The sequence below is a fragment of the Nonomuraea sp. NPDC050328 genome, assembly GCF_044459405.1.
In the GTDB taxonomy this organism is placed as follows: Bacteria; Actinomycetota; Actinomycetes; order Streptosporangiales; family Streptosporangiaceae; genus Nonomuraea.
Genome location: NZ_JBITIW010000003.1, coordinates 645,109 through 668,465 on the forward strand (window position 1 = coordinate 645,109; position 23,357 = coordinate 668,465).

Genomic DNA, 23,357 nt, shown 5'->3' on the forward strand with positions numbered 1-23,357 from the left:
ATGCTCAGTCAACGATCCGCCCCGGCGAGTCGTGAAGCGTAAATGCTCTTATATAGCTACCCCGCGCGGCCGAAGTCCTCGGGCGTGATCTGGTCAAGGAACTCCCTGAACTTCTCCACCTCGTCCTCCTGGTCGTCGGGGATGACGACACCGGCTTCCTGGACGACTTCCTCGCTGGCGTAGATGCGCGCTCCGGTGCGCAGGGCGAGGGCGATGGAGTCGGACGGGCGGGCGCTGACCTCGACGCCGTTGGAGAAGACCAGGTCGGCGAAGAAGATGCCGTCACGCAGGGCGACGATGTTGACCGCGCGCAGGCTGACGCCGAGGGCGCTGAGCACGTCGCGGAACAGGTCGTGGGTGAGCGGCCTGGGCGGCGGCTCCTCCGCGGAGGCGAGCGCGATCGCCTGCGCTTCTGTCATTCCTATCCAAATAGGCAGGAATCGGTCACCACTCGCCTCCTTGAGCAGAACGATCGGCTGATTGGTGGGCATTTCAACGCGAACGCCCACTACTTCCATCTGCACCACGGGCTGCTCCGAAATCCGAAATGGCGACTGAAAAGCGAGCGACAGGCTCTTCCAACGTAACACCCGCAAGGCCCGGAATGTGCCCGATGCCTCAGCCGCCCAGCACCGACCGGACGCCGGAGCGCAGCAGGGCCGCGTGCAGATCCAGCAGCAGGCCGGTCAGCTCGCGGGCGTTCTCGTGGGCCTCGCCGATCGCTCCGGGGGCGCGCCGCTTCAGCACCGGGGCCACGGTCTGCTCGACCAGGCCGCACTCGCGCTCGGCCGCCGCCTTGACCGCCCGCAGGTGGCGGGCGTGCAGACCGAAACGGGCCAGCGCCCCGACCGTCCGCGCGATCTGGAGCGCCTCCTCGTCGTAGCGCCGGGCGACCGGCGCCAGCAGGCCGTAGTCCTCCAGCTCCGCCAGCGCCTCCTCGGTCAGCCCGGCCGCCTCCAGCAGCTCGTCGCGGCTGAGCCGTACCTCCTTGCTGTCCGGTACGGCACGCGGCCGGGACAGCTCCTCCAGCATCTTGTCCTTGATGACGCGCAGCGGCAGGTAGTGGTCACGCTGCTCGCGCAGGATGAAGCGGAGCTGTTCGACGTGCAGGTGGGTGAACTTGCGGTAACCGGAGGGGCTGCGGTCCGGCTCGATCAGCCCCTCCCCCTCCAGAAAACGGATCTTGGAGATGGTGACGTCTGGAAACTCGGACTTGAGCAGGGCGAGGACCTCGCCGATGCTCATGTGCGAGCGAGCCGCCTGCGCGCTCATCGAGAGAGGAACACCAGCCTGAACTTGCCGATCTGGACCTCGTCCCCCGAGTGCAGCGGCACCTCCTCGATGCGCTCCCGGTTGACGTAGGTGCCGTTGAGGCTGCCCACGTCACGGACGGTGAAGCGGCCGCCGGGGTGGCGGTAGAACTCCACGTGCCGGCGCGACACCGTGATGTCGTCGAGGAAGATCGTGCTCTCCGGGTGCCGGCCGACGGTGGTCAGGTCCTGGTCCAGCCGGAAGCGGCTGCCCGCGTTGGGCCCGCGCACGACGGTCAGCAGCGCGGCGCCCGGCGGGAGCTGCTCGACCAACTGCCGCTCGGCGAAGAGGAACTCCCCGGTCTCAGCCTCGTACGCCTCGATTCCCGCGACGGAGATCGTCGATGTGGTGTCCCCCGTGACCTCGGACCTGGTCAGGGGTGATCCACAGCGGGAACAGAAACGGGCATCCTCGGGGTTGGCGTGCCCGCACTGCGTGCAGTAGACGCTCGGCATCGATCGGCTCGGCCTCCTACCGCGACGGCGCTGCTTCGGTGCCCGGGCGCGCCTTCGCTTGTATCGCTGTCAACATTGCGAATGCCGCAACTTACGCTGTAGCGCCGCAAAGGTCAAGACGAGCCGCTGGCGACACGCTCGTACGTTTCCTGAGTCTGGTCGGGGACAAAGTTACCGCCCAGCGCACCCCAAGGTCCAACACCGAGGTGAAAGCCGGGTCAAGATCCCGACGCCTCCTCCACGACTCGCCCCCAGCGCTCCAGGAGGGCCTGTGCGGCGTCCACGTCGGCCGCCTCGGCCCACAGGTCGGTGACCGGCTCGGTGGCCGAGGGCAGGATCAGCACCCAGCCGCCGTCGGCCGACAGCACCCGCACCCCGTCGGTGGTGTCGGTGCGCAGTCCCTCGGCCGCCTCGATCACCGAGCGCATGACGACGCCCTTGGCCGCCCACGGCGTCGGCACGGCCCGGCGCAGCAGCTTGGCCTCGGGGATGCGGGCGTCGATCTGGCTGAGCGACAGCCGGGTCCTGGCCACCAGGCCGAGCAGCCGCATGAAGGCGGCCAGCCCGTCGACGGTGGGCGCGAACTCGGGCACCACGAAGCCGCCGCGCCCGTCCGCCGCGAAGATCATCTCGCTCTGGCGGGCGGCGGCGGTCAGCGAGTCGAGCGCGGTGGGCGTCCACTGGACCTGCACGCCGTGGAAGCGGCAGACCTGCTCGGCGACGCGGGTGGTGGTCACCGGCAGCGCCACCCGCCCGGTGCGCCGCTCGGCGGCGACCAGGTCCAGCACGACCAGCAGGGCGCGTTCCTCGCTGATGAACTGGCCCTTCTCGTCCACCAGCGCGATGCGCTCGCCGACCGGGTCGAAGCGCACGCCGAAGTGCGCCCGCGAGGAGCTGACCAGCTCCGACAGCCGTTGCAGGTCGCGCCGGCGCTCGGCCAGCGTCTCGGTGGGCGAGGCCTCGTCCAGCCGGGCGTTGACGGTCAGCACCTCCAGCCCGACCCGGCCGAGCAGGACCGGCATGACCAGCGAGGCGGTGCCGCCCGCGCAGTCGACGACCACCTTGAGGTCGCCCGCGCCGCTCATGTCCACGCAGCGCAGCAGCTCGTGGGCGTAGTCCTCGATGGTCCTGGCCGGGTGGCTCAGCTCGGCGATCTCGCCGGGGAAGGCGCGCCTGAACTCCTGGCGGGAGTAGACGCGCTCCAGCTTGCGCTGGGTGGCGGGGGCCAGGTCGGCGCCGCGGCCGTCGTGGAAAACGATGTCGAGGCTCTGCGGGTCGCCGGGGGTGGTGCGCAGGGCGATGCCGCCGGAGGCGTGCTTGCGCGAGGTGGCGAAGCGGGCCACCGGCAGCGGGGTGGCCTCCAGGTCGATGACGTTGATCGCGCTGGCGGTCAGGGCGCTGATCACGGCCCGCTTGAGCGCGCTGGCGGCCCGGGAGGAGTCGCGGGAGGTGACGACCGACTCGCCCTTCTTCAGGGTGGTGGCGTAGGCGCTGGCCAGCCGTACGCACAGCTCCGGGGTGATCTCCACGTTGACCAGGCCGCTGACGCCGCGGCGGCCGAAGAGGCTGGCCTGGCCGCGTGACTCCCAGATGACGCTGGTGTTGATCACGGCCCCGGCCTCGATGGTCTTGAAGGGGTAGACCTTGACACCGCTGGAGACGTAGGCCTCGGCGCCGATCACGCACTCGTCGCCGACGACGGCGTTCTCCTCGACGCGGGCGCCGGTCATCACGTCGGTGTTCTTGCCGATCACGCAGCCGCGTAAGTGGGTGCCGGGGCCCAGGTAGACGTTGTCGTGGACGACCGCCCGGTGCAGGAAGGCGCCCTCGCGCACGACCGCGTTGTCGCCGAGCACGGTGTACTCGCGTAACTCCGCCCCGGCCTCGACCTTGGCGTAGTCGCCGATCAGCAGCGGGCCCTTGAGCACCGCGTCGGGGTCGACCGCCGCGGTCTCGGCGACCCAGACGCCCGGCGACAGCTCGAATCCGTCGATGTCCAGGCGCACCCGGCCGGACAGGGCGTCGGCCTGGGCCTTGAGGTAGTTCTCGTGGGTGCCGACGTCCTCCCAGTAGCCCTCGGCGACGTAGCCGTAGACGGGCGCGCCGCGCTCCAGCAGCCGGGGGAAGACGTCGGCGGCCCAGTCGGCGGCCACGCCGTCCGGCACCTCGGCCAGGACCTCGGGCTCCATGACGTAGATGCCGGTGTTGACGGTGTCGGAGAAGACCTGGCCCCAGGTGGGCTTCTCCAGGAAGCGCTGGATACGGCCGGCCTCGTCGGCGATGACGATGCCGAACTCCAGCGGGTTGGGCACCTGCTTCAGCCCGACGGTGACCAGGGCGCCGTTGTCCCGGTGGAAGCGGATCATGTCCGACAGGTCGATGTCGGTCAGCGCGTCGCCGGAGATGACCAGGAAGCGGTCGTCGGCCAGCCGGCTGGCGGCGTTCTTGACGCTGCCGGCGGTGCCGAGCGGCAGGTCCTCGGTGGCGTAGTGCAGGGTCATGCCCAGCTCGTCGCCGTCGCCGAAGTAGGAACGTACCAACGCGGCGAGGAACTGGACGGTGACCACGGTCTCGGTCAGGCCGTGCCGTTTGAGCAGCCGGAGCACGTGCTCCATGATCGGGCGGTTGACCACCGGCAGGAGGGGCTTGGGCTGGTTGGCGGTCATCGGACGCAGCCGAGTCCCCTCCCCGCCCGCCATGACGACCGCCTTCACCCGATCACTCCTTCGCCGTGGCGCCACCCGTGTCGCTGGAAGCGGCAGTGCTACCCGAAGAGCCGCTGTTGTCCCGCTTCGAGGCTTTTACGAGCTGCCGCACCTGTACCACATACAGCACGCCGGCCCACCAGTACAGCCCCACGCCCCAGACGGCGAAGGCCCAGCCGATGATCCGGGTGAAGTCGGCGTACCACTCCCCCGTGTGCGAGGCGAGGAACAGCAGCGGGAAGGCGTACATCAGGTTGGCCATCGCGGCCTTGCCCAGGAAGTGCACCTGGAGGGCCTTGTAGCCGTACTTGCGCAGCACCGGGATGAAGCAGGCCACGAACAGCTCGCGGCCGAAGACGATCGCCGCCAGCCACCACGGGATCGCCTCGCGCAGCACCAGCCCGACGACGGTGGCGAAGACGTAGAGCTTGTCCGCCGCCGGGTCGATGATGCGGCCGAGCCTGCTGGTCTGGTTGAACGCGCGAGCGATCTTCCCGTCGAGCCAGTCGGTGGCGGCCGCCGCGATGAGCAGGGCGACCGCCCACCCGTCGGCCCGTGGACCCAGGACGAGCCACAGGAACACGGGCACGCCGAGCAACCGCAGGAAGCTCAGGATGTTGGGGATCGTCCAGATCCGGTCCTCGGCGGGAATCTCACTCACGTGCTCAAACCTACTGTGCCGCGCCTCCTGCCGACGGCATCGGGGCGTCCGCTCTGGGCAGCGTGAAGGTGCTCTTGGCCGCGGCGGGCGGGGTGCCGCACAGCGCGGTCAGCAAGTGGACGCCCTCGGCCGCCGCCGAGTCCTCGGTGCCGGGGTGCCAGGTGAGGTTGACCCCGGTCGAGGCCTGCCGCTGGAGGTCCTCCGTGGTGAGCGAGACGGTGGCCATGCCGATCACGCCGCCGTCGTGGCCCCAGACCCGGCCGCCGCAGGGCAGGTCGACGGCGTAGATGCCCAGGCCGTAGGCCATCGTGTCGGGGATGCCCGCGCCGGGCTGGACCGGCACCGTCTGCTTCATCTGCGCCAGCGCCTGCGCGCTGACCAGCTTGCCGCCGAGCAGCGCCCGGTAGAAGCGGTTGAGGTCGGGCATCGTGGCGACGATCGCGCCCGCGGTCGAGGCCCACGACATGTCGAACACGGTGAAGTCGCGCGGCGGGTCCCAGTAGCCGCCGAAGGAGGTGTAGGCGTTGGCGTGCGGGCGGGGCAGGTACGGCGTGCGCGGGAAGAAGGTGTCGCCGAGCCCGGCGCGGCGGATGACGTTGCGGGTGATGACGTCCTCGGCCTCCTGCCCGGTGACCTCGGTGATCAGCAGCGCCAGGACGATGTAGTTGGTGTTGGAGTAGACGCCGGGCGTCTGGCCGGGCACGCCGGTGCTGCCCCGGCCGAGGCCCAGGCCGATCAGCTCCCGCTTGGTGTAGGAGCGGGTGCGCATGGTCTCCAGGTCCTCGGGCTTCGCGATCAGCGCCTCGTCGTAGTCGCCCAGGTGGCTGGTGTGGTTGAGCAGCATCCGCACGGTGATCCGGGCGTCGGGCAGCAGGCCGGGCAGGTAGCGCTCGACCGGCGCGTCGAGCTCCAGCCGGCCCCGGTCCACGAGCTGGAGCACCGCGGTCGCGGTGAAGGACTTGGTGATGCTGCCGACGCGGTGGTGCATGCCGGGGCGCATGGGGCGGCCGGCGAACGGGTCGGCGAACCCGGCCGCGCCGCGCCAGTGCTGCCGGCCGGCGCTGACGGCCGAGTAGATGCCGTACATGCCGCCCTTGGGGACCTCGTCGAGGGTCTCGCGCAGCGCGCGCCGGTCGAGCTCGGGACCGGCCGCGGCCGGGGCGGCCACGACGCCGGCGAGCAGCACGCCGCCCAGGAACGCGGCCGCCGCCTTCAGTAAGATCATCGCTCTTCCTTCCACCGGAGGATGCGGGACATTCCCGACTTTCTCAGATGGAAGATCGCCTCGCCTCGGGCTGAGGACCGAGCCGCCGTCTCCCCCGCGAGGCGGAGCCGGGACCGACCAAAGTCGCGGCGGGCCCAGCGCGCGGGCCCAGCGGCGGGTTCAGCCGCGGGCGGCGTCCAGGAAGGCGCGGATCAGCCCGGCGTCCTTGACGCCGCGCGACACCTCGACGCCGCTGGAGACGTCCACGCCCCACGGCCGCGCCGCCTCGACGGCGGCGGCCACGTTGCCAGGGTCGAGGCCGCCGGCCAGGATCCATCGCCCGGAGGGCCGGCCGCGCACGGCCGCCCAGTCCCAGGGCTCACCCGCGCCGGCCCTGGGGGCGTCGACGAGCAGCAGGTCCTCGTCGAAGGCGCCGCAGCGCAGGTCGGCATCGGACGGTACGGCCCGCAGCAGGGTGAGGCCGAGGTCCTTCAGCGCGGTGAAGTCGGCGTGCGGGTGCCGGCCGTGCAGCTGGACGCCTCGCACTCCCGAGATCGCGGCGGCCTGCCGCACCTCCTGGGGGCTCTCGCCCATGAACACCCCGACGGTCAGCACGTGCTCCGGGACGAGCGCCGCCAGGGCGGCGGCCTCCTCCGGGGAGACGCGGCGCGGACTGGCCGTCATGACGAAGCCGATCGCGTCGGCGCCCGCCTCGACGGCGGCTCGGACGTGCTCGGGCTCGCGCAGCCCGCAGATCTTCACGAACACGCCGTCGAGCCTACCCGTGGCGTACGGTCGCCCGCTGCGACCAGCTCCACACGGTCAGCCACAACGACAGGCCGAACAGCAGCACGCCGTTGGGCAGGTGCGCGTTGATCCCGACGGCCAGCAGGAAGTGCTGCCCGATGCTCATGACCAGCAGGAGCAGGCTCACCAGGGCCGGCCAGCCGGCGCCGCGGCCCGGCCGCCAGTACAGGATCGCGGCGATGAGCTGCAGCAGGCTGAGCAGGTGGGAGACCATGCCGACCATGACGTGCGGCTCGGTGGCGGTGTTGTCGAAGGTGAGCGCCTCGCCCTGGTAGGCGAAGGAGGAGCCGGCCATGGCGGCGGCCACGATCAGCGAGACGGCGTGCACGAGGATGAGCACGCGCAGGGTGTAGACCAGGCCCGCGGCGACCGGCCTGGTCGCCGTGGGCGTCGTCGAGGAGATGTCCTGCATGGGGAGGTGAGTCCTTCCTGGTGGGCGATAGGCCCACATGCTCCCCAGAACCCGGGTGGCGGGTCGTCCGCCTGCGGGGGGAAGGGGCACTCACCCGGCAGGCGGATGGCGCTCGACCGGCCGGAAGCGGGAGTCGACCAGGCCCATCCGGTAGGCGAGCACCGCGGCCTGGGTGCGGTTGCGCAGGCCGAGCTTGTCCATGGCGGCGGCGGCGTGCGACTTGACCGTGGTGACGCCGACGTGCAGGCGCTCGGCGATCTCGGCGTTGGACAGGCCGGCGCCGAGCAGGGCCAGCACGTCGAGCTCGCGTTCGGTCAGGTTGGCGGGGACCGGCGGGGTGGCGGCCTCCGCCGCGCTGACCGCGCGCTCGACGACGCGGCGCAGCACGCTGGGGGCCAGGAGCGGCTCGCCGGAGGCGGCGCGGCGCACGGCGTCGACCATGCGTTCGGGCTCGTCGTCCTTGACCAGGAAGCCCAGGGCGCCCAGCCGCAGGGCGGCGAAGACGTTGGCGTCCTCGGCGAAGGTGGTGAGCACCACGATGCGGGCGCTGGGGCGGGCGGACAGGATGCGCCGGGCCGCCTCCAGGCCGTCGAGGCGGGGCATGCGCAGGTCCATCAGGATCACGTCGGGCAGGTGCTGCTCGGCCAGGCGGACCGCCTCCATGCCGTCCTTGGCCTCGCCGACCACCTCCATGTCGCCGGCCGCCTGCAGCAACATGCGCACCCCGGCCCGGACCAGGGCCTGGTCGTCGGCGATCAGGACGCGGATCACAGCGGGATCTCCAGGGGCGCGGCGGGAGAGGGAGGGGTCACGACCGGCCTGCCGGCAGGAGGGCGGTCAGGCGCCAGCCGCCCTCGCCGTCGGGCCCGGCGCTCAGCGAGCCGCCCAGGGCGCGGGCCCGCTCGCGCATCCCGGTCAGGCCCTGGCCGGAGGAGGGCAGCACCGGCCCGGGCGCGGGCGGGCGGGTGTTGGCGATCTCGATGTCCAGCCCGCCCCCGGCGGCGCCGGCGACGCGGACGTGCACGGTGGTGCCGGGCCCGGCGTGTTTGAGCACGTTGGTGAGTCCCTCCTGGACGATCCGCGCCGCCGAGGCGCGGGTGACGAGCGGCGCCTGGGACGCCTCGGGATCGAGGTCGAGCTCGACGTGGAGCCCGGCGGCGCTCATCCGTTCGGCCGACTCCCGCAGCACGTCGGCGGGGTCGGCGAGCAGCTCGGGCTCCGCCTCCGGGTCGCGCAGGACCTCCAGCAGCCCGCGCAGGTCCTCCAGGACCTGGTGGCCGGTCTCGCGGATGTCGGCCAGCGCCTCGGCGGCCGGGCCCTCGGGAGCGGCGTAGCGGGCGGCGCCGGCCCGCAGCACCATCGCGCCGACGTGGTGGGCGACGATGTCGTGCACCTCGCGGGCCAGCCGTTCGCGCTCGGCCAGCCGGTCGGCGCGGAGCTGGGCGGCGGCCAGGCGCACGCTCTCGGCGGCGCGCAGCCGTTCGGCCTCGGCGGCGGCCTGGCGCGCGCCGAGGTAGCGGCCGATCGCGACCGGCACGACGGTGAGGCTGACCAGGGTCAGCACCCGGACCGGCGTGATGTCGGCGACCGCGTTCACGAAGCGGGAGGCGGCCACCGCGGAGCTGACCAGGTAGACGACGATCGTCCAGCCCCAGGAGCCGACCCGCATGGCGAAGACGGCGACCGAGATGCCCATGAGGATCATGAAGGTGCCGCTGACCGCGGGGAAGTACCGGTCGCCGACGACCAGCATGGCCGCCTCCAGCAGGAACACCAGCCCGGGCAGCCGCCGCGCCAGGCCGAGGACCGCGCCGCCGAGCACGACGAACAGGCCGCTCACCCAGATCGGCTCGAAGCCGCTCTTCCAGTCCGACCAGGTGCTCAGCACCGAGATGGCCAGGCCGGCCCCGGCCAGCATGAGATCGGCCGTGAGGTCGAGGTGGACGCCGCGCAGGGCCGGCCGGCGCAGGTAGAGGCCGATGAGGCAGGGCAGCAGGGAGATGGCGACGGTGAAGAACCAGGCGGTGGCGGTCAGGGCCAGCCCGGGGTCGGCCAGGTTGACCGCGGTGGCCGCCGCGGTGACCGGCAGCACCGCCAGGGTGACCCGCCAGCCGTGGGTGTAGGCGACCACGCCGGTGGCGAGGCAGAGCATGATCTGGGCGGTGTTGGCGGAGAAGGAGCCCATCTGGTCGGTGAGGACGGCCACCGCCGCCAGGACGAGCGTCACCGGGACCGGGCGGTGGCGCACGAGGGCCATGGGCGCGCCGACGAGCAGGGCCATCCCGGCCAGCCGCAGCAGCGAGACCGAGTCCTCGGTGTCGCAGGCCGAGACCATGAGGTCGAGTCCACTTCCGGCCACCCCGAGCGGCACGTCGAGGCGCAGTTCCCGCCAGCGCATCCGCCCACGGTAGCGGGAGGGAGGCAGCCGCCCGTCCTCCCCTCGGACGAGGAGGTCCTCCTCCTATCGGCCGGAAAATCGCCCGCAAGATAGATCGGAGGCCGAGAAGTCCGCGCTTAGGCTCTACCCCATGGCTAACGACGCAGGGCTTTTCTTCGGGGAGTTCGTCCGATCCCCGGGGACCATCGGCGCCCTGGCCCCCAGCTCCCCCCGCCTGGCCGACGCCGTCTGCAAGCCGGTGCCGGAACGAGGCGAGCCGGTCGTGGTCGAACTCGGACCCGGCACCGGATCGTTCACGGCCGAGATCCAGCGCAGGCTGGGTGGCCGCGGCCACCACCTCGCGGTGGAGCTGAACGAGCGGCTGGCCACCCGCCTGGCGTCCCGTTTCCCCGGGGTCGACCTGGTCTGCGGCGATGCCGCCGACCTGCCGAAGGTGCTGGCCGAGCGTGGTTTCGGACACGCGGACGTGATCGTGAGCGGGTTGCCGTGGGCGGCCTTTCCCACGACGGTGCAGGAGAAGCTGATGGACGCCGTCACCGCGGCGCTGACGCCGGGCGGGGCGTTCACCACGTTCTCCTACATCCACGCGATCCCGCTGCCGTCGGCCCGGCGCTTCCGGGTGCTGCTGGGCAACCGGTTCGAGGAGGTCGTCGCCGGCCGGACCGTGTGGGGCAATCCGCCGCCCGCCTTCGTCTTCCACGCGCGCCGGCCCAGAATATCGTTCTAACATGCGCGCATGGACTTCACCCTCCCCGAGAGCGCGCTGGCCGTCCAGCGCGGCGTAGCCGAGCTCTGTGCCCGTTACGACCTGGACTACTGGCAGCGCTGCGAGAGTGACAAGCGCTGGCCGGAGGAGGTCTGGGCCGACCTCGCCAAGGGCGGCTGGCTCGGGCTGGCCGTACCGGAGGAGTACGGCGGCGGCGGCCAGGGCCTGCTGGAACTGGCCGTCGCGACCGAGGCCCTGGCGGCCTCGGGCGCGGCGGGCGGCTCCGCCTTCACCTACGTGCTGACCCCCGGTTTCGGCGCGCTCACGCTGGCCCGGCACGGTACGGCGGAGCAGCGCGCCGAGCTGCTGCCGCGCCTGGCCACCGGCGAGCTCGAGACCTGCTTCGCGCTCACCGAGCCGGACGCCGGCTCCAACTCGCTGGCCATCACCACGCACGCCCGCCGCGACGGCTCGGACTTCGTGGTCAACGGCCAGAAGATCTGGATCACCGGCGTGCAGCGCGCCACCTGGATGCTCCTGGTCACCAGGACCATCCCGGCCGGCGAGGCCAGGCCCCGCACCAACGGCCTGACGGTGTTGCTGGTCAACGTGCCCGAGGCGGTCGCCGCCGGGCAGCTCAGCTACCAGCCGATCCCGAAGCTGGGCGCCAACACCACGCCGTCGAACATGGTCTTCCTGGACGACCTGCGGGTGCCGGCCTCGGCGGTCGTGGGCGAGGTGGACGCGGGCGCGGCGGTGCTGTGGGACATCCTCAACCCGGAGCGCATCCTGCTGGCGGCCAGCGCGCTGGGCGGGGCCGAGGTGGGGCTGCGGGTCGCGGTGGACTACGCCCGCCAGCGTGAGGTGTTCGGCCGGCCGATCGGCGCCAACCAGGCCATCGCCTTCCCGCTGGCGCAGGTCAAGGCCAAGATCGAGCTGGCCAGGCTGATGCTCTACAAGGCGGCGTGGTCCTTCGACCGGCAGTTGCCGTGCGGCACCGAGGCCAACATCGCCAAGCTGACCGCCTCGCAGGCGGCCTGGGAGGCGGCCGACGCCGCCTTCCAGACACACGGGGGGATGGCCTACTCGCTGGAGTACCCGGTGGCCAGGCTGCTGACCGACGCCCGGATCGGCAAGGTGGCGCCGGTGACCGAGGAACTGCTGCTCAACTACCTGGCCACGCAGGTGCTCGGCCTCCCGCGCAGCTTCTAGACGGGCAGCTTCTAGACGGGCAGCTTCTCATTGGGCTGCTTCTAGGCGGGCCGGTCAGCGGGAGAAGCGGGGGGCGCGCTTCTCCCGCAGGGCCCGCACGCCCTCGGCGGCGTCGGGGCCGGTGAAGCCGAGGAACTCCATCGCCAGGGAGGCGTCGAAGGCCGGTCCGGCGCTGCGCAGCCAGTTGTTGAGCGAGTACTTGGTCAGCCGGATGGCCTCGGCCGAGCCCTGCGCCAGCCGTACGGCCAGCTCCAGGGCGCGCTCCTCGACCAGGTCGTCGTCCACGCAGAGGCTGACCAGGCCCATCCGCTCGGCCTCCTCGCCGGAGACCGGCTCGCACAGCAGCAGGTGGTACTTGGCCTTGGCCAGGCCGCACAGCAGCGGCCAGATGATCGCCGCGTGGTCGCCCGCGGCGACGCCCAGGCGCGTGTGGCCGTCGATGATGCGGGCGGTGCGGCCGGCCACCGAGATGTCGGCCAGCAACGCCACCGCCAGCCCCGCGCCCACGGCCGGGCCGCGGATCGCCGACACGACCGGCTTGGAGCAGTTGATCACGTTGTAGACGATCTCGCGGGCCTCGGCGAAGACGCGCAGCCGGGTGGCGTGGTCGACGATCATCTCCTCGATCATCGCCAGGTCGCCGCCGGCGGAGAAGGCCTCGCCCTCGCCCCGGACCAGGATCGAGCGGACCTCCTCGTCGCGGTCGGCCTCGCGCCAGACGTCGGCCAGCGCGGCGTGGTCGGCCATGCTGACCGCGTTGAGGCGGCGCGGCTCGCTGATCGTTACGCGCAGGACGCCCTCGGCGGGGCGGTCGAGCTCGAGGCTCACAGGAACTCCTTCAGCCGGGCGGCGACGTACTCACGGGCCTCGACGGCCTGGTCGAACAGGCCGGGCAGGCCGAAGAAGCTGTGCACGGCGCCGTCGAAGCGGCGGGTCTCGACCGGCACGCCGGCCTCGGCCAGGCGCCTGCCGTACGCCTCGCCCTCGTCGCGCAGCACGTCGCAGCCGGCGGTGACGACGGTCGCGGACGGCAGCCCCGCGCAGGACGGCAGCCGCAGCGGCGACAGCCGCGGGTCGGCCGGGTCGGCGCCGGGCGCGTACTGCTCGGCGAACCACGCCATCTCGGCCGCGTCCAGCCCGAAGCCGGTGGCGAACTCGCGGTAGCTGGCGGTGTCCATGGCGGTGTCGAGCACCGGGTAGACGAGCACCTGGTGGGCCAGGCGCAGCCCGGCGTCACGGGCCTGCCAGGCGGCCACGGCGGCCAGGTTGCCGCCCGCGCTGTCGCCGATCACCGCGACCGAGCCGTTGCTCTGGTAGAAGGCCGGGCGGGCGAAGATGTCGCGCACCACGGCCCAGGCGTCGTCGGCGGCGGCCGGGAAGCGGTGCTCGGGGGCCAGCCGGTAGTCGACGGAGACCACGACCGCGCCGGTGCGCAACGCCAGGTCGCGGCCGAGCGCGTCGTTGCGGCGGACGCTGCCGAAGACCCAGCCGCCGCCGTGGAAGTAGACGACGACCGGAAGCGCGTCCTCGCCCGGGTCGGCGCGGTAGACGCGGACCGGCACCTCGCCCACCCGCTCGTCACGGACGTAGGGGAGCTTGGGACGGGGGCCGCGCTGCAGCGCGAACCCGTCCTGGGCGCGCATCGCCTGGATGGTGGCCAGGTCGAGCGAGCCGAGGTCCACGCCGAGGTCGGACGGGTAGCTCGCGACGAAGGCCGCTGCCTGAGGGTGCATGGTGACGAATCTAGCGGGCGGCTTCGACGAAGTGCTCGACGAGCCGGTCCTCCCGGGCCCGTTCGGGATGCCACTGCACGCCCACGCCGAAGCGGTGGCCCTGCAGCTCGATGCCCTCGACGATCTGGTCGTCGGCCCACGCGACGGCCAGCAGGCCGCTGCCCAGGCGCTTCACCGACTGGTGGTGCGGGGCGGTGACCTCGACCCGGTCGCCGACCGCCTTGCCGAGCTTGCTGGAGACGCTGACCTGGATGACGTGCGGGCGGCCGGGCTCGTGGTGGCGGTCGTGGTCGACCACGTCGGGCAGCCACGAGATCAGCGAGCCGCCCTGGGCGACGTTGAGCACGTGCATGCCGCGCCCGACGGCCAGGATCGGCAGGTCGGCCTGGACGGCGGCGCGGGCCAGGGCCAGCTCGAAACGGTCGCGCATCGGCTGCGGCTCGGGCACCCGGTCCTCGATCTCCTCGCCGTAGGCCTCCGGGCCGACCTCCACTCCCCCGGCCAGCACCAGGCCGCGCAGTCCCCGCACGTAGTCGTCGACCGCCTGGGGGCTCAGCGGGGGCAGGACCACCGGCGCGCCGCCGGCCCGCTCGACCGCCTTGGCATAGGCCGGTGGGGACAACACCGCCTCGCGGACCCAGGTGTCCCACCTGGCGGCCTCGTAGTAGGCGGTGATACCGATCAGCGGTCGGGACATGCGCTCTCCAGGGGACTGCGCTCCCTCAACGGGACTCTCACGGGGGCACCAGGCCCATCATGGCGCACTCCATTTCGGTTATGTCACCAAACTCAGCTTTCACGTGCGGCCGATCGCCCTTTGTCGCGGCTTCCCGTCCGGGTGTCAGGCGGCGCCAATCGCGGAGAAGGACAGCCCGGTCGCGCGGTGCAACGGGTCGTCCGGCAGGGCGGCCCGGGCGTCGCGCAGCGCCTCGGCCGTGCCGAGCCCGGCGCGCAGGCCGTCGTGCAGGGCGAGCATCAGCGGGACCACCGCCTCGTCGTGCACCGGGACGGTGCTGGCCACGATCCCGGCGGTGCCGAGCGGCAGCAGCGCCGCCGACAGGCCCAGCAGCTCCTCGCCGCCGACCGGCTCCATCCGGCCGGAGTCGCAGCTCGACAGGATGATCCGGTACGGCGCGCGGCTCAGCCGCTCCACGTCGTGCACGGTCAGGGGGCCGTCGTCGAGGTGCAGGCTGGAGAACATGGGGCTGTCGGCGCGGAAGGAGCCGTGCGCGGCGATGTGCGCCAGGCTGCTGCCGTCGATGCGCTTGAGCACCTCCTGGGCGGTGGCCTGGCCGTTCTCCAGCACGGTGGCCGCGCCGTACCGGCCGGCCAGGACCGGAACCTCGGCCCCGCCGCCGCCGAGGCCGGGCCCGCGCACCAGCACCACCGGGCCGTCCGGCGGCGGGATGCGGGCGGCGCGCAGCCACGCGGCGGCCGAGGGCGAGACGCTCAGCACCCGCTCGCGCAGCGAGGGCAGCAGCGCCCACGGCACGTCGTGCAGGTGGCCGGGCGGGACCAGCACCAGCGGGGCCGACCCCAGATGGGCTGCGGCCTCGCCGAGCAGTTCGGCCTCCAGGCGGCGGGCGGCGCGTTCGAGGCCGGCGGCGGGCGCGCCGTAGGCCAGGCGGCGCAGGGCGGCGTTGGCGTGCGCGGCCTCGGCGGCGGCCCCCGTCAGTGTGCCCGCCGGGTAGGCCCGCACCCGGCCGCCGCCGCACAGCAGGACCCGCAGCCGGCCGTCGATCACCACGATCTCGGCCAGCCGGCGCGGGCCGAGCTCGCGCAGCACCTCGCGGGCGAGCCCGCCGGGACCCGGCCGGGCCGCCCGGCCGCCCTCGGCGCCCAGGGCGAGCAGGCGGTCGCGGATGGCGCGCTCCAGGCGGTGCTGCTCGCGCTGGAGCTGCGGCACGGCCTTGCCGGCCGAGCGGGCCTCCTCGACGCGGCCGGAGATCTCGCGGAAGGCGGTCAGGTCGCGCATCAGGAGGGGGTCCTCGGGCGGGCGGGCCGGGGGGACCGACAGCGCGCTGGCCCGCCAGCGTTCGCTCCAGGCCAGCAGCCGTCTGGGGTGGTCGCCGACGACGCGCTGGGCCAAGGTGGCGAGCTCCGCGCCCTGGGCGCCGACCCCGGCCCGCAGCTCGGCGGCGCCCAGGGTCATGCGGTGCTCGTCCAGCAGGTCGAGGCCGCGGCGGCAGGCGGCCAGCACGCCCGCCTCCCGGCCGGCCATGCCGGCCAGCAGGGCCTGGGCTAGCCAGCCGTCCACGCGGGCGTAGGCGGGGCCGCGGTGGCGGGCCCTGGCCGCCCTGGCCAGGTGGGCCCCGGCCTCGCCCGTACGGCCCGCGGCGGCTGCGGTACGGCCGGCCAGCAACCAGGCCCGGGGGGCGTCCGGCGAGCCCAGCTCCTGCAGCCGGGCCGCCACCGCGGCGGCCTCCTGGGCGAGGGCGGCGGGGTCATCCGGGCGGGGGTGGCGGACGGGTTCCCGGGAAGCCGGCTCCTGCGGATGAGGGGCGGGTTCCGGGGAGCCTGGCTCCTCGGAGTGAACGGTGGCCTCCCGGGAGGCCGGGGCTTCGAGGTGGCCGGTGGTTGTCGGCGAGGGCGGGGCTTCGGCGTGGGGGGCGGTGGTCGGGGTGGTCGGGGCTTCTGGGCGGGGGGTGGCGTGGCGGGCGGTGGCTAGGGTGAGGCGGGCGTGGGCGGCCCACCAGGGGCGGCGCTGGGCGGTGAAGGCGCGGGCGGCGGCCTCGGCCCGGTCGATGGCGGTGGCGTGGTCGCCGAAGGCGAGGGCGGCCCGCGCGGCGGTGAGCACCAGCTCGGCCCGCCGGGAGGCCGGCCCGCCCAGCCGGTCCATCCGCTCGGCCCCGGCGTCGGCCTCCCGCAGCGCGTCGCGGGCCAGCCCGGCGGTGAGCAGCACGTCGCACCGCCACAGGTCCACCACGTAGGAGGGCGTCCCCAGCTCGGCCAGCGTCCGCTCGGCCTGCTCCAGGTGGTGCAGCGCCGCGGGCAGGTCGCCGCTGCGGAAGGCGGCCACCCCCCGGTTGACCACCGCGATGGCCTTGTCGTGCTCCTGCCCCGTGGTGTCCCAGAGCGCCTCGGCGCCGTCGAAGTCCGCCCGGGCCCGCTCCACCGACCCGAGCGCGAGATAGAGCGTTCCACGAAGGGTGAGCGCCCTGGCCAGCCAGATGGTGTCCTCGCCCCGGCGCAGCAGCGGGATGGCCCGCCGCAGGTCCTCCAGCCCCTCCTGGTGCCGCCCCAGCACCCACATCACGTACGCCCGCCGGAACAGCACCCGCGGCAACGTCGCCCCGGTGGCCAGCTCGCAGGCCCGGGTGAGCGCCTGGATGCTGGCCCCGGTCCGCCCGGCGTGCACGTATCCCAGTCCGAGGGTGGCCAGCACGTCGGCCTCCCGCTCGGCCGACCCGGACTCCCGGGCCAGGCGGCGGGCGCGGTTGAGGTGGCCGAGCCCGGCCCGCAGGTCGCCGAAGTCGCGCTCCCAGATGCCGATCACCTGATGCGCCACCGAGGCGTCGTGCGGCCCCGGCGCGGACCCGAGCAGCTCGCGCGCCCGCGCGAGCGCTTCCTGGGGACGCGCGAACACCAGGGGCAACAGCTCCACGGCGCTTCCCGTGATCACGCATCGATGCTAGACGTGGAACTGCTGAGGAGTCCACGACGGGTGAATCAACTGGGGGTGGCCCGACTCCTAACAAGCGACAGCCACCGGCGCACAGGGAGCCACCATGAGGCCTGACCGTTTCCGAGAGCAGTTCGACGCGATGAACGAGGGCGCCAGGGAGCGCGGCCGTCCCCTCGCCTACGACCCCGAGCGGTTCTTCACCTGGGAGAAGGGGTGCCTGCTGGCCCGCGAGGGCGAGGACGCCGAGGTGGTGGCGGCCACCATCGACCGGCTGGAGCTGACCAGGCGCGGCGAGACGCGCAACGAGCGCAGCGGGATCCGCGCCCTGCGCTTCGGTGATCCGTTCCGCGACGGTGACAACGCCGACGAGGACGTGCGCCGGGTGCTGGGCGAGCTGCCGCGGCGGGGCGGCGAGCTGGGGCCGTACGCGACCCGCAACCACATCGTCAGCGTGACCGAGGTGAACGGCTGCCCCAACGACGAGCCGGAGCCGGTCTCCACCATCGCGCCGGCCGCGCTCAACCCGGGCCTGGCGGCGGCGCGCGGGAACGGGAGCGTTCGGGTGCTGGTCGTCGACACCGGCCTGGTCGCGGGGGTGACCGAGACCTACCCGTGGCTGCGTGACGTGGTGACCGACGACGAGCTGGAGCCCGACTTCGGGCCGCTGGCGCAGTACGTCGGCCACGGCACCTTCATCGCGGCCGTCCTGAAGGCGGTGGCGCCGGACGCCGCCGTCGAGGTGGACGACGCCATCCCGGCGATCATGGCCGCCGCGGTGCCGGAGGACGTCTTCGGCGAGGCCCTGCTGGAGGTGCTCGACGACAAGGGCTGGCCGCCCATCCTGAGCCTGTCGGCGGGCGCGGTCACCGAGGACGACCGGGCGCTGCTGGGCCTGAAGACCTTCATGGAGCGGCTGGCGCAGGAACCCACGGTGCTGGTGTGCTCGGCCGGGAACAACGGCAGGGACGAGCCCTTCTACCCCGCCTACCACGCGAAGAGCATGCCCGGAAAGGTGATCGCGGTGGGGGCGCTGCGCGCCGACGGCCAGGGCCGCGCCTGCTTCAGCAACCACGGGGAGTGGGTGACCGTCTACGCGCCGGGCGAGCGGATCTCCTCGGTGTTCACCGCGGCCGACCACACCCCGCCGCTCTACGTCTACCGGCACTCCACCTTCGAGGAGTGCCGCTTCACCCACCAGCCGCCCTACGCCGACTGCAGTTGCGTCACGCCGCGCATCGACGGCGAGCGCTCGCTGGCGCGCGACGGCAACGCCGCCGGGATCGCGGCCACCCGCAAGGCCTTCACCGGGCTGGCCCGCTGGAGCGGCACCTCCTTCTCCACGCCCATCGTCGCCGGGATGATCGTCAACCAGATGCTCGAGTCCGGCGAGGACGACCCCGTGGTCGCGGCGCAGCACCTGCTGGCCAAGCAGGCGGTCGCCATCGGCGGCGGAGGGAGCGGCACGACGCTGACGCCGCCCACCTGGCGGCCCCTGCCGTACGGGCCGGCCTGAGCGCGCGCCCTATCTGCGGCAGTGATCGGAGACGTACGATGACACTCCCCGGACCTAGGGAAGTCATCGTGGATCACGAATCCATCGGACGGCTCTTCCAGACCGCGGCGAAAGGCGACGCCGCGGCCTGGCGGAGCCTCGTCGAGGCGCTGAGCCCGCTGGTGTGGTCGGTGGTCCGCGCCCACGGCCTGTCCGACGCCGACGGGCACGAGGCCTACCAGACGACCTGGTTCCGGCTGGCCCAGCACCTCGATCGCATCCGTGAGCCCGAACGCGTCTCCACCTGGCTGGCGACCACCGCGCGCAACGAGTGCCGGAAGATCATCCGGTCCGGCCGCAAGCTCGTCGCGGGCGAAGCCGACACCTTCGACCGCATCCCGGACGAGCGCACTCCAGAGACGGTGGTCATCGAATCCGAGGAGGCCGCCGCCGAGGCCGAGCGCCATCGCCGGCTCTGGGCGGCCTTCCAGCAGCTCGGCGACAAGTGCCAGCGGCTGCTTCGTGTGTTGATGGGCTCGCCCCCGCACAGCTACCAGGAGGCCGCCGCCGCGCTCGGGCTGCAGATCGGCAGCATCGGGCCGATGCGCCAGCGCTGCCTGCGCCGGCTGCGCGTGCTGATGAGCGAGGGTGGCGGGCCGTGACCGAGGACGACGACATGCTCGAGAACGATCTCCGCCGCGCCGCGGAGTTCCTGGACCCCGTGCCGGCCGCGCTCCTGGACAGCGCGGTGGCGGCCTTCACGCTGCGCTCGCTCGACGCCGAGCTGGCCACGCTGACCTTCGACTCGCTCGCCGAGGCCGCCGCCGTCCGCTCCGGCGGCGGGGTGCGGGTGCTCGGCTTCTCCTCCGGTGAGCACCAGGTGGAGGTGGAACTGTCCTTCACCGACGGCAGTGGCCGCCTGGTCGGCGCGGTCGAGCCGCCCGAGCCGGCCGAGGTGGTAGTCGAGGGGGCGTCCTGGTCGCGGGCCGTACGGGCGGACGCCCTGGGGCGGTTCACCTGCGCGGGGCTGGCCTCCGGGCCGCTGAGCCTGCGGGTACGGCTGGCCGCGGGCGAGCTGCGCACAGAGTGGATCACCGCCTAGGCCCGGAGCCGGTGAGCACCCCCCGGTGCTCGCCGGTCCGGCCCGGCGGAGGCCCGCCCGCGCCTAGTGGCGGGTGACCGCGGCGCGCCGGCCGAGCAGCAGGCCCAGGGCCAGCATGCCGAGGCCGAGCACCAGGTGCAGCCAGTTGTCGGCGGCGTTGAGCGGGACGAAGTTGGCCGAGCTGTCGGGATCGACGAGCAGGCCGTAGATCCACAGCACGAGGTAGACGACACCACCGCCGATCAGGAAGCCGCGCGCGCCGCTCCAGGTGCGCGAGAGCACGACTCCGGCCGCGCCGAACAGCAGGTGGACGATGTTGTGAAGGACGGAGACCTGGAAGACGCCCAGGAGCATCGCGCCCGAGTGGTGGCCGGCGGCCTGCAGGTCGCCGGTGTCGGTGGTGAGGCCGGGGATGAAGCCGGCCACACCGACCAGCAGGAAGACGATGCCCACGATCAGCGACGCCAGTTGAACGGGAGTACGGGCCGTACGGGCTGAAGCCGAGCTCATGACTCCTCCTTCGTTCGTCGGATGGGGTACGGCTACCCGCGATGACACCTTGTAGACGCTGTTTCGGGAGGTGGACGGGGGGCAGCCCGACCTCATGGGTGATTCGGTGCAGGACGGGTGTTTCGGGTTCGCGTTCGACGACCGCTACCGGCGGTGGCTCTCGGTGCTGGGGATCCGGCCCGCGAACTGCGGCCTGGTGGTGTCGGACGCCGGAATCCGGGTGCGTTTCGGGCCGTGGGAGGTCTCGACCGGGCTGGACAATTTGGCCGGGGCCGAGATCACCGGCCCGTACCAGGCGATCAAGGTGATCGGGCCGCACCTGTCGCTGGCCGACCGCGGTGCGACCTTCGGCACCAACGCCCGCCGCGGGGTCTGCCTGCGCTTTCACCGGCCGGTGCGCGGCGGCGAGCCGACCGGCCTGGTGCGCCACCCGGGGCTGACCGTCACGGTGGCCGACCCGGAGGGGCTGATGGCGCGGTTGCGGCCCCACCTCGGCCCGTCGTCGTCGTGAGGGGGCGCCCGCTACGCTCTCCGCATGCGCGCCACCGTTGACGGAGAAGACGTTCGCCTGGCCGTCGGCCTGGCGATCGACACGCTGAAGGACGCCGACCCCGCGGCGTGGGAGTCGAAGGCCGGCACCCTGGAGTGGACCTGCCGGGAGACCCTGGAGCACCTGGCCGACGACCTGTTCAGCTACGCCTCCCGGTTCGGCCTGGCCAAGCCGCCCACCACCCGGCTGCTGCCCTTCCGGCGCGTCACCGAACGGCCGGGCGGACCGGAGAGCATCATCTTCGCCGACCCGGCGGCTCCGCCGGACGGCCTGCTGCTCCTGGTCGAGGCGTGCGGCGGGCTGCTGGCCTCCATCGTGCGCACCGCGCCGCCGGACACCCTGGCCTACCACGTCTTCGGCCCCTCCGACCCGGAGGGTTTCGCCGCCATGGGCGTGGTGGAGACCCTCGTGCACACCCACGACCTCGCCCAGGGCCTGGGCCTGGCCTGGTCACCGCCCCGCGAGCTGTGCTCGAAGGTGCTGGAGCGGCTCTTCCCGCACGTCACGGCGGACGGCGACCCGTGGGAGGTCCTGCTCTGGGCCACCGGCCGCACCTCCCTGCCCGGCCGCCCGCAGCTCACCGGCTGGCGCTGGTACGGCGCGCCGCGCCCGTGAGCCCCGAACCCGCGCTCAGCCGGCGCACGCTCAACCGCACCCTGCTCCAGCGGCAACACCTGCTCACCCGCAGCACGGACCTGTCGGCGCTCCAGATGACCGAGCACCTGCTCGCCCTGCAGTCGCAGGAGCCGAACTGGCCTTACGTGGGCCTGTGGACCAGGCTGGCCGAGTTCACCCACGCCGACCTCACCGGCCTGCTCGCCGACCGTTCCGTGGTGCGCTCCACGCTGATCCGCGGCACCCAGCACCTGGCCACGGCCGAGGTCTTCGCCCTGCTCCGGCCGGTCGTCCAGCCGGTGCTGGACCGGTCGGCGCGCTCGCCGTACTTCACCGCGCAGACCGACGGCCTCGACCTCGCCGACCTGCTCGCGGCGGGCGCGGAACTGCTGGCCGGGCGGACCCTGAGCCGCCGGGAGTACGGCACGCTGCTCGCCGCGCGCTTCCCCGGCCGCAAGGGCTCCATCCTCGCCGGAGCCGTCGAGCTCCGGACCCCGCTGGTGCATCCCAACCCGGGCGGGACCTGGGGCGGCTGGGGCACGCGGCCCGGCATGCCGGTGGCCCGCGCCGAGGACTGGCTCGGCCGCCCGCTGCCCGCCGAGGCCCGCCCCGACGAGGTGATCGCCCGCTACCTCGCCGCCTTCGGCCCGGCCACCGTCAAGGACGTCCAGGCCTGGTCGGGACTGACCCGGCTGCGCGAGGTGACCGACCGGATGGACCTCAGGCGCCTGCGCGACGAGGAGGGCCGCGACCTGCTCGACCTGCCCCACCTGCGGCCGGCCGACCCCGGCCGGCCCGCGCCGGTGCGTTTCCTGCCCGCCTTCGACAACGTGCTGCTCGCCCACGCCGACCGGACCCGCATCATCACCGACGCGGACCGCAAGCTCGTCATGCCCGGCGGCGCGATGGTCCGCCCCACCTTCCTCGTCGACGGCTTCGTGCACGGGCTCTGGGCGGTGCGGGGCACGGAACTGCTGCTCCAGCCGTTCCGGCCGCTGCCGGACGAGGCCGGCGCGGAGCTCGTGGCCGAGACCGAGCGGCTCCTGCCGTTCGTCGGCGCGCACCGCTTCCGGATCGAGCCCGCCTGATCAGTCCGATACACCGCCCCTTCACTCCCTACGCGGTGACGTCGACTTCGCCCGCGTGCGCCTGCTGATGGAGCCGGGGGCTCGGTAGGGTGATCGTCATGGCGTTGCTGGCTCACCTCGACCGGTTCAACCGGCGGCATCCGTGGAGCCACAACGACCACTACGGACCCTGGATCGCCCGCCAGGTGCGCGGCGCGCGGCAGGTGCTCGACGTGGGGTGCGGGACCGGCAACCTGGTCGCGCTGCTGCGCCGGGGTGGCGCCGCGGTGACCGGGCTGGAGCCCGATCCGGCGACGGCCCGGCTGGCGGTGGAGCGGTTCGCCGGCGACCCCGGGGTCGCCATCGTGCGGACCGGATTCGACGGGCGGGAGCCGGGGCGGCGGTGGGACGCCGTCACGCTGGTGGCGGTGCTGCACCATCTGCCGCTGGTGCCGACGTTGCGGGAGCTGCGGGAGTGCCTGGTGCCGGGTGGGCGGCTGGTGGTGGTGGGGTGTTATCGGCAGGACGGGGCCGGTGACCTGTTCGCGGCGCTGGCGGCCGTGGTGGCCAATCCGGTCGTGGGGCTGCTCAAGCACCCGCGCCGGGCGGTCGCGACGCCCGCGCACATGGCGGCACCTGTCGCCGAGCCGCGGGAGACGCTGGGCGAGATCCGGGCCGCGGCGGCGCGGGAACTGCCCGGGGCGCGTATCCGGCGGCGGCTGTTCTGGCGGTACAGCCTGGTCTACGACGCCCTGGTCTGACCCCGGCCTTCCCCGGCCTCCCCCGGCCTCC

Annotated in this window: 24 protein-coding genes; 9 read left to right on the forward strand and 15 right to left on the reverse strand. The window is 73.3% G+C overall.

The features are described 5' to 3' along the window. Window positions 1-56: 56 nt before the first annotated feature. The 10 genes from ACIBG7_RS14485 to ACIBG7_RS14530 all read right to left on the reverse strand — a co-directional run bounded on the left by ACIBG7_RS14485 (window position 57) and on the right by ACIBG7_RS14530 (window position 9,953). Window positions 57-527 (reverse strand): bifunctional nuclease family protein, encoded by a 471-nt coding sequence (locus tag ACIBG7_RS14485; RefSeq protein ID WP_357931256.1) that lies wholly within the window; start codon window positions 525-527, stop codon window positions 57-59. A gap of 91 nt (window positions 528-618) precedes the next feature. After that, entirely contained in the window at window positions 619-1,272 is a 654-nt protein-coding gene (locus tag ACIBG7_RS14490) for a MerR family transcriptional regulator (RefSeq protein WP_357930943.1), read from the reverse strand. Further along, window positions 1,269-1,766, reverse strand: a complete 498-nt coding sequence (locus ACIBG7_RS14495; RefSeq protein WP_357930945.1) for an FHA domain-containing protein — start codon at window positions 1,764-1,766, stop codon at window positions 1,269-1,271. The genes ACIBG7_RS14490 and ACIBG7_RS14495 overlap by 4 nt, the downstream gene beginning before the upstream one ends. Window positions 1,767-1,984: 218 nt before the next feature. Next, window positions 1,985-4,480, reverse strand: coding sequence for a mannose-1-phosphate guanyltransferase (locus ACIBG7_RS14500; protein WP_357930947.1), 2,496 nt, complete (start codon window positions 4,478-4,480; stop codon window positions 1,985-1,987). 4 nt (window positions 4,481-4,484) lie between these two features. Then, entirely contained in the window at window positions 4,485-5,132 is a 648-nt protein-coding gene (locus ACIBG7_RS14505) for a CDP-alcohol phosphatidyltransferase family protein (RefSeq protein ID WP_357930950.1), read from the reverse strand. Between the two features lie 10 nt (window positions 5,133-5,142). Next, window positions 5,143-6,357, reverse strand: coding sequence for a serine hydrolase domain-containing protein (locus ACIBG7_RS14510; protein ID WP_397336459.1), 1,215 nt, complete (start codon window positions 6,355-6,357; stop codon window positions 5,143-5,145). 159 nt (window positions 6,358-6,516) lie between these two features. Continuing rightward, entirely contained in the window at window positions 6,517-7,104 is a 588-nt protein-coding gene (locus ACIBG7_RS14515) for a phosphoribosylanthranilate isomerase (protein ID WP_357930956.1), read from the reverse strand. Between the two features lie 10 nt (window positions 7,105-7,114). After that, a complete protein-coding gene (locus ACIBG7_RS14520; protein WP_397336460.1) occupies window positions 7,115-7,555 on the reverse strand; it encodes a hypothetical protein in 441 nt (146 codons plus the stop codon). 90 nt (window positions 7,556-7,645) lie between these two features. Then, window positions 7,646-8,326: a response regulator transcription factor gene (locus tag ACIBG7_RS14525; RefSeq protein ID WP_357930962.1), complete on the reverse strand. Its 681-nt coding sequence runs from the start codon at window positions 8,324-8,326 to the stop codon at window positions 7,646-7,648. Window positions 8,327-8,363: 37 nt separating this feature from the next. Continuing rightward, entirely contained in the window at window positions 8,364-9,953 is a 1,590-nt protein-coding gene (locus ACIBG7_RS14530) for a histidine kinase (RefSeq protein WP_357930965.1), read from the reverse strand. A 130-nt stretch (window positions 9,954-10,083) separates the two neighbouring features. Here ACIBG7_RS14530 and ACIBG7_RS14535 point away from each other — a divergent pair, with 130 nt between their 5' ends. Both ACIBG7_RS14535 and ACIBG7_RS14540 read left to right on the forward strand, forming a co-directional pair. After that, the gene (locus ACIBG7_RS14535) at window positions 10,084-10,680 is read left to right on the forward strand and encodes a methyltransferase domain-containing protein (RefSeq protein WP_357930968.1); all 597 of its coding nucleotides are present in this window, start codon (window positions 10,084-10,086) and stop codon (window positions 10,678-10,680) included. A gap of 9 nt (window positions 10,681-10,689) precedes the next feature. Further along, a complete protein-coding gene (locus ACIBG7_RS14540; RefSeq protein WP_397336461.1) occupies window positions 10,690-11,871 on the forward strand; it encodes an acyl-CoA dehydrogenase family protein in 1,182 nt (393 codons plus the stop codon). Between the two features lie 54 nt (window positions 11,872-11,925). Here ACIBG7_RS14540 and ACIBG7_RS14545 read toward each other — a convergent pair whose 3' ends face one another. From ACIBG7_RS14545 to ACIBG7_RS14560, 4 genes are all read right to left on the reverse strand, one after another. Then, window positions 11,926-12,699: an enoyl-CoA hydratase/isomerase family protein gene (locus ACIBG7_RS14545; protein WP_357930973.1), complete on the reverse strand. Its 774-nt coding sequence runs from the start codon at window positions 12,697-12,699 to the stop codon at window positions 11,926-11,928. Next, window positions 12,696-13,604 (reverse strand): alpha/beta hydrolase, encoded by a 909-nt coding sequence (locus ACIBG7_RS14550; protein WP_397336462.1) that lies wholly within the window; start codon window positions 13,602-13,604, stop codon window positions 12,696-12,698. The genes ACIBG7_RS14545 and ACIBG7_RS14550 overlap by 4 nt, the downstream gene beginning before the upstream one ends. Window positions 13,605-13,614: 10 nt before the next feature. Continuing rightward, window positions 13,615-14,301, reverse strand: a complete 687-nt coding sequence (locus ACIBG7_RS14555; RefSeq protein ID WP_357930978.1) for a gamma-glutamyl-gamma-aminobutyrate hydrolase family protein — start codon at window positions 14,299-14,301, stop codon at window positions 13,615-13,617. Window positions 14,302-14,445: 144 nt separating this feature from the next. Beyond that, window positions 14,446-17,226 carry a CHAT domain-containing protein gene (locus tag ACIBG7_RS14560; protein ID WP_397336463.1) on the reverse strand — a complete coding sequence of 927 codons (2,781 nt, stop codon included), beginning with the start codon at window positions 17,224-17,226 and terminating at the stop codon, window positions 14,446-14,448. A 106-nt stretch (window positions 17,227-17,332) separates the two neighbouring features. On the opposite strand from ACIBG7_RS14560, the gene ACIBG7_RS14565 reads away from it, so the two are divergent. The 3 genes from ACIBG7_RS14565 to ACIBG7_RS14575 all read left to right on the forward strand — a co-directional run bounded on the left by ACIBG7_RS14565 (window position 17,333) and on the right by ACIBG7_RS14575 (window position 19,823). After that, window positions 17,333-18,742 carry a S8/S53 family peptidase gene (locus ACIBG7_RS14565; RefSeq protein WP_357930983.1) on the forward strand — a complete coding sequence of 470 codons (1,410 nt, stop codon included), beginning with the start codon at window positions 17,333-17,335 and terminating at the stop codon, window positions 18,740-18,742. Between the two features lie 68 nt (window positions 18,743-18,810). Further along, window positions 18,811-19,383 carry an RNA polymerase sigma factor gene (locus ACIBG7_RS14570; protein ID WP_397336464.1) on the forward strand — a complete coding sequence of 191 codons (573 nt, stop codon included), beginning with the start codon at window positions 18,811-18,813 and terminating at the stop codon, window positions 19,381-19,383. Further along, a complete protein-coding gene (locus ACIBG7_RS14575) occupies window positions 19,380-19,823 on the forward strand; it encodes a hypothetical protein (protein ID WP_357930989.1) in 444 nt (147 codons plus the stop codon). Before ACIBG7_RS14570 ends, ACIBG7_RS14575 begins: the two co-directional genes overlap by 4 nt. Window positions 19,824-19,886: 63 nt before the next feature. Here the strand turns inward: ACIBG7_RS14575 and ACIBG7_RS14580 are convergent, their stop codons facing one another. Beyond that, a complete protein-coding gene (locus ACIBG7_RS14580) occupies window positions 19,887-20,333 on the reverse strand; it encodes a DUF4383 domain-containing protein (protein WP_357930991.1) in 447 nt (148 codons plus the stop codon). Between the two features lie 94 nt (window positions 20,334-20,427). On the opposite strand from ACIBG7_RS14580, the gene ACIBG7_RS14585 reads away from it, so the two are divergent. The 4 genes from ACIBG7_RS14585 to ACIBG7_RS14600 all read left to right on the forward strand — a co-directional run bounded on the left by ACIBG7_RS14585 (window position 20,428) and on the right by ACIBG7_RS14600 (window position 23,326). Further along, window positions 20,428-20,844 (forward strand): hypothetical protein, encoded by a 417-nt coding sequence (locus tag ACIBG7_RS14585; RefSeq protein ID WP_357930993.1) that lies wholly within the window; start codon window positions 20,428-20,430, stop codon window positions 20,842-20,844. A 24-nt stretch (window positions 20,845-20,868) separates the two neighbouring features. Beyond that, window positions 20,869-21,498 (forward strand): maleylpyruvate isomerase N-terminal domain-containing protein, encoded by a 630-nt coding sequence (locus ACIBG7_RS14590; protein WP_357930994.1) that lies wholly within the window; start codon window positions 20,869-20,871, stop codon window positions 21,496-21,498. Then, complete coding sequence (locus ACIBG7_RS14595; RefSeq protein ID WP_397336465.1) at window positions 21,495-22,586, forward strand: winged helix DNA-binding domain-containing protein; 1,092 nt, start codon at window positions 21,495-21,497, stop codon at window positions 22,584-22,586. Before ACIBG7_RS14590 ends, ACIBG7_RS14595 begins: the two co-directional genes overlap by 4 nt. 98 nt (window positions 22,587-22,684) lie before the next feature. Next, window positions 22,685-23,326 (forward strand): class I SAM-dependent methyltransferase, encoded by a 642-nt coding sequence (locus tag ACIBG7_RS14600; protein ID WP_397336466.1) that lies wholly within the window; start codon window positions 22,685-22,687, stop codon window positions 23,324-23,326. Window positions 23,327-23,357: the final 31 nt, after the last annotated feature.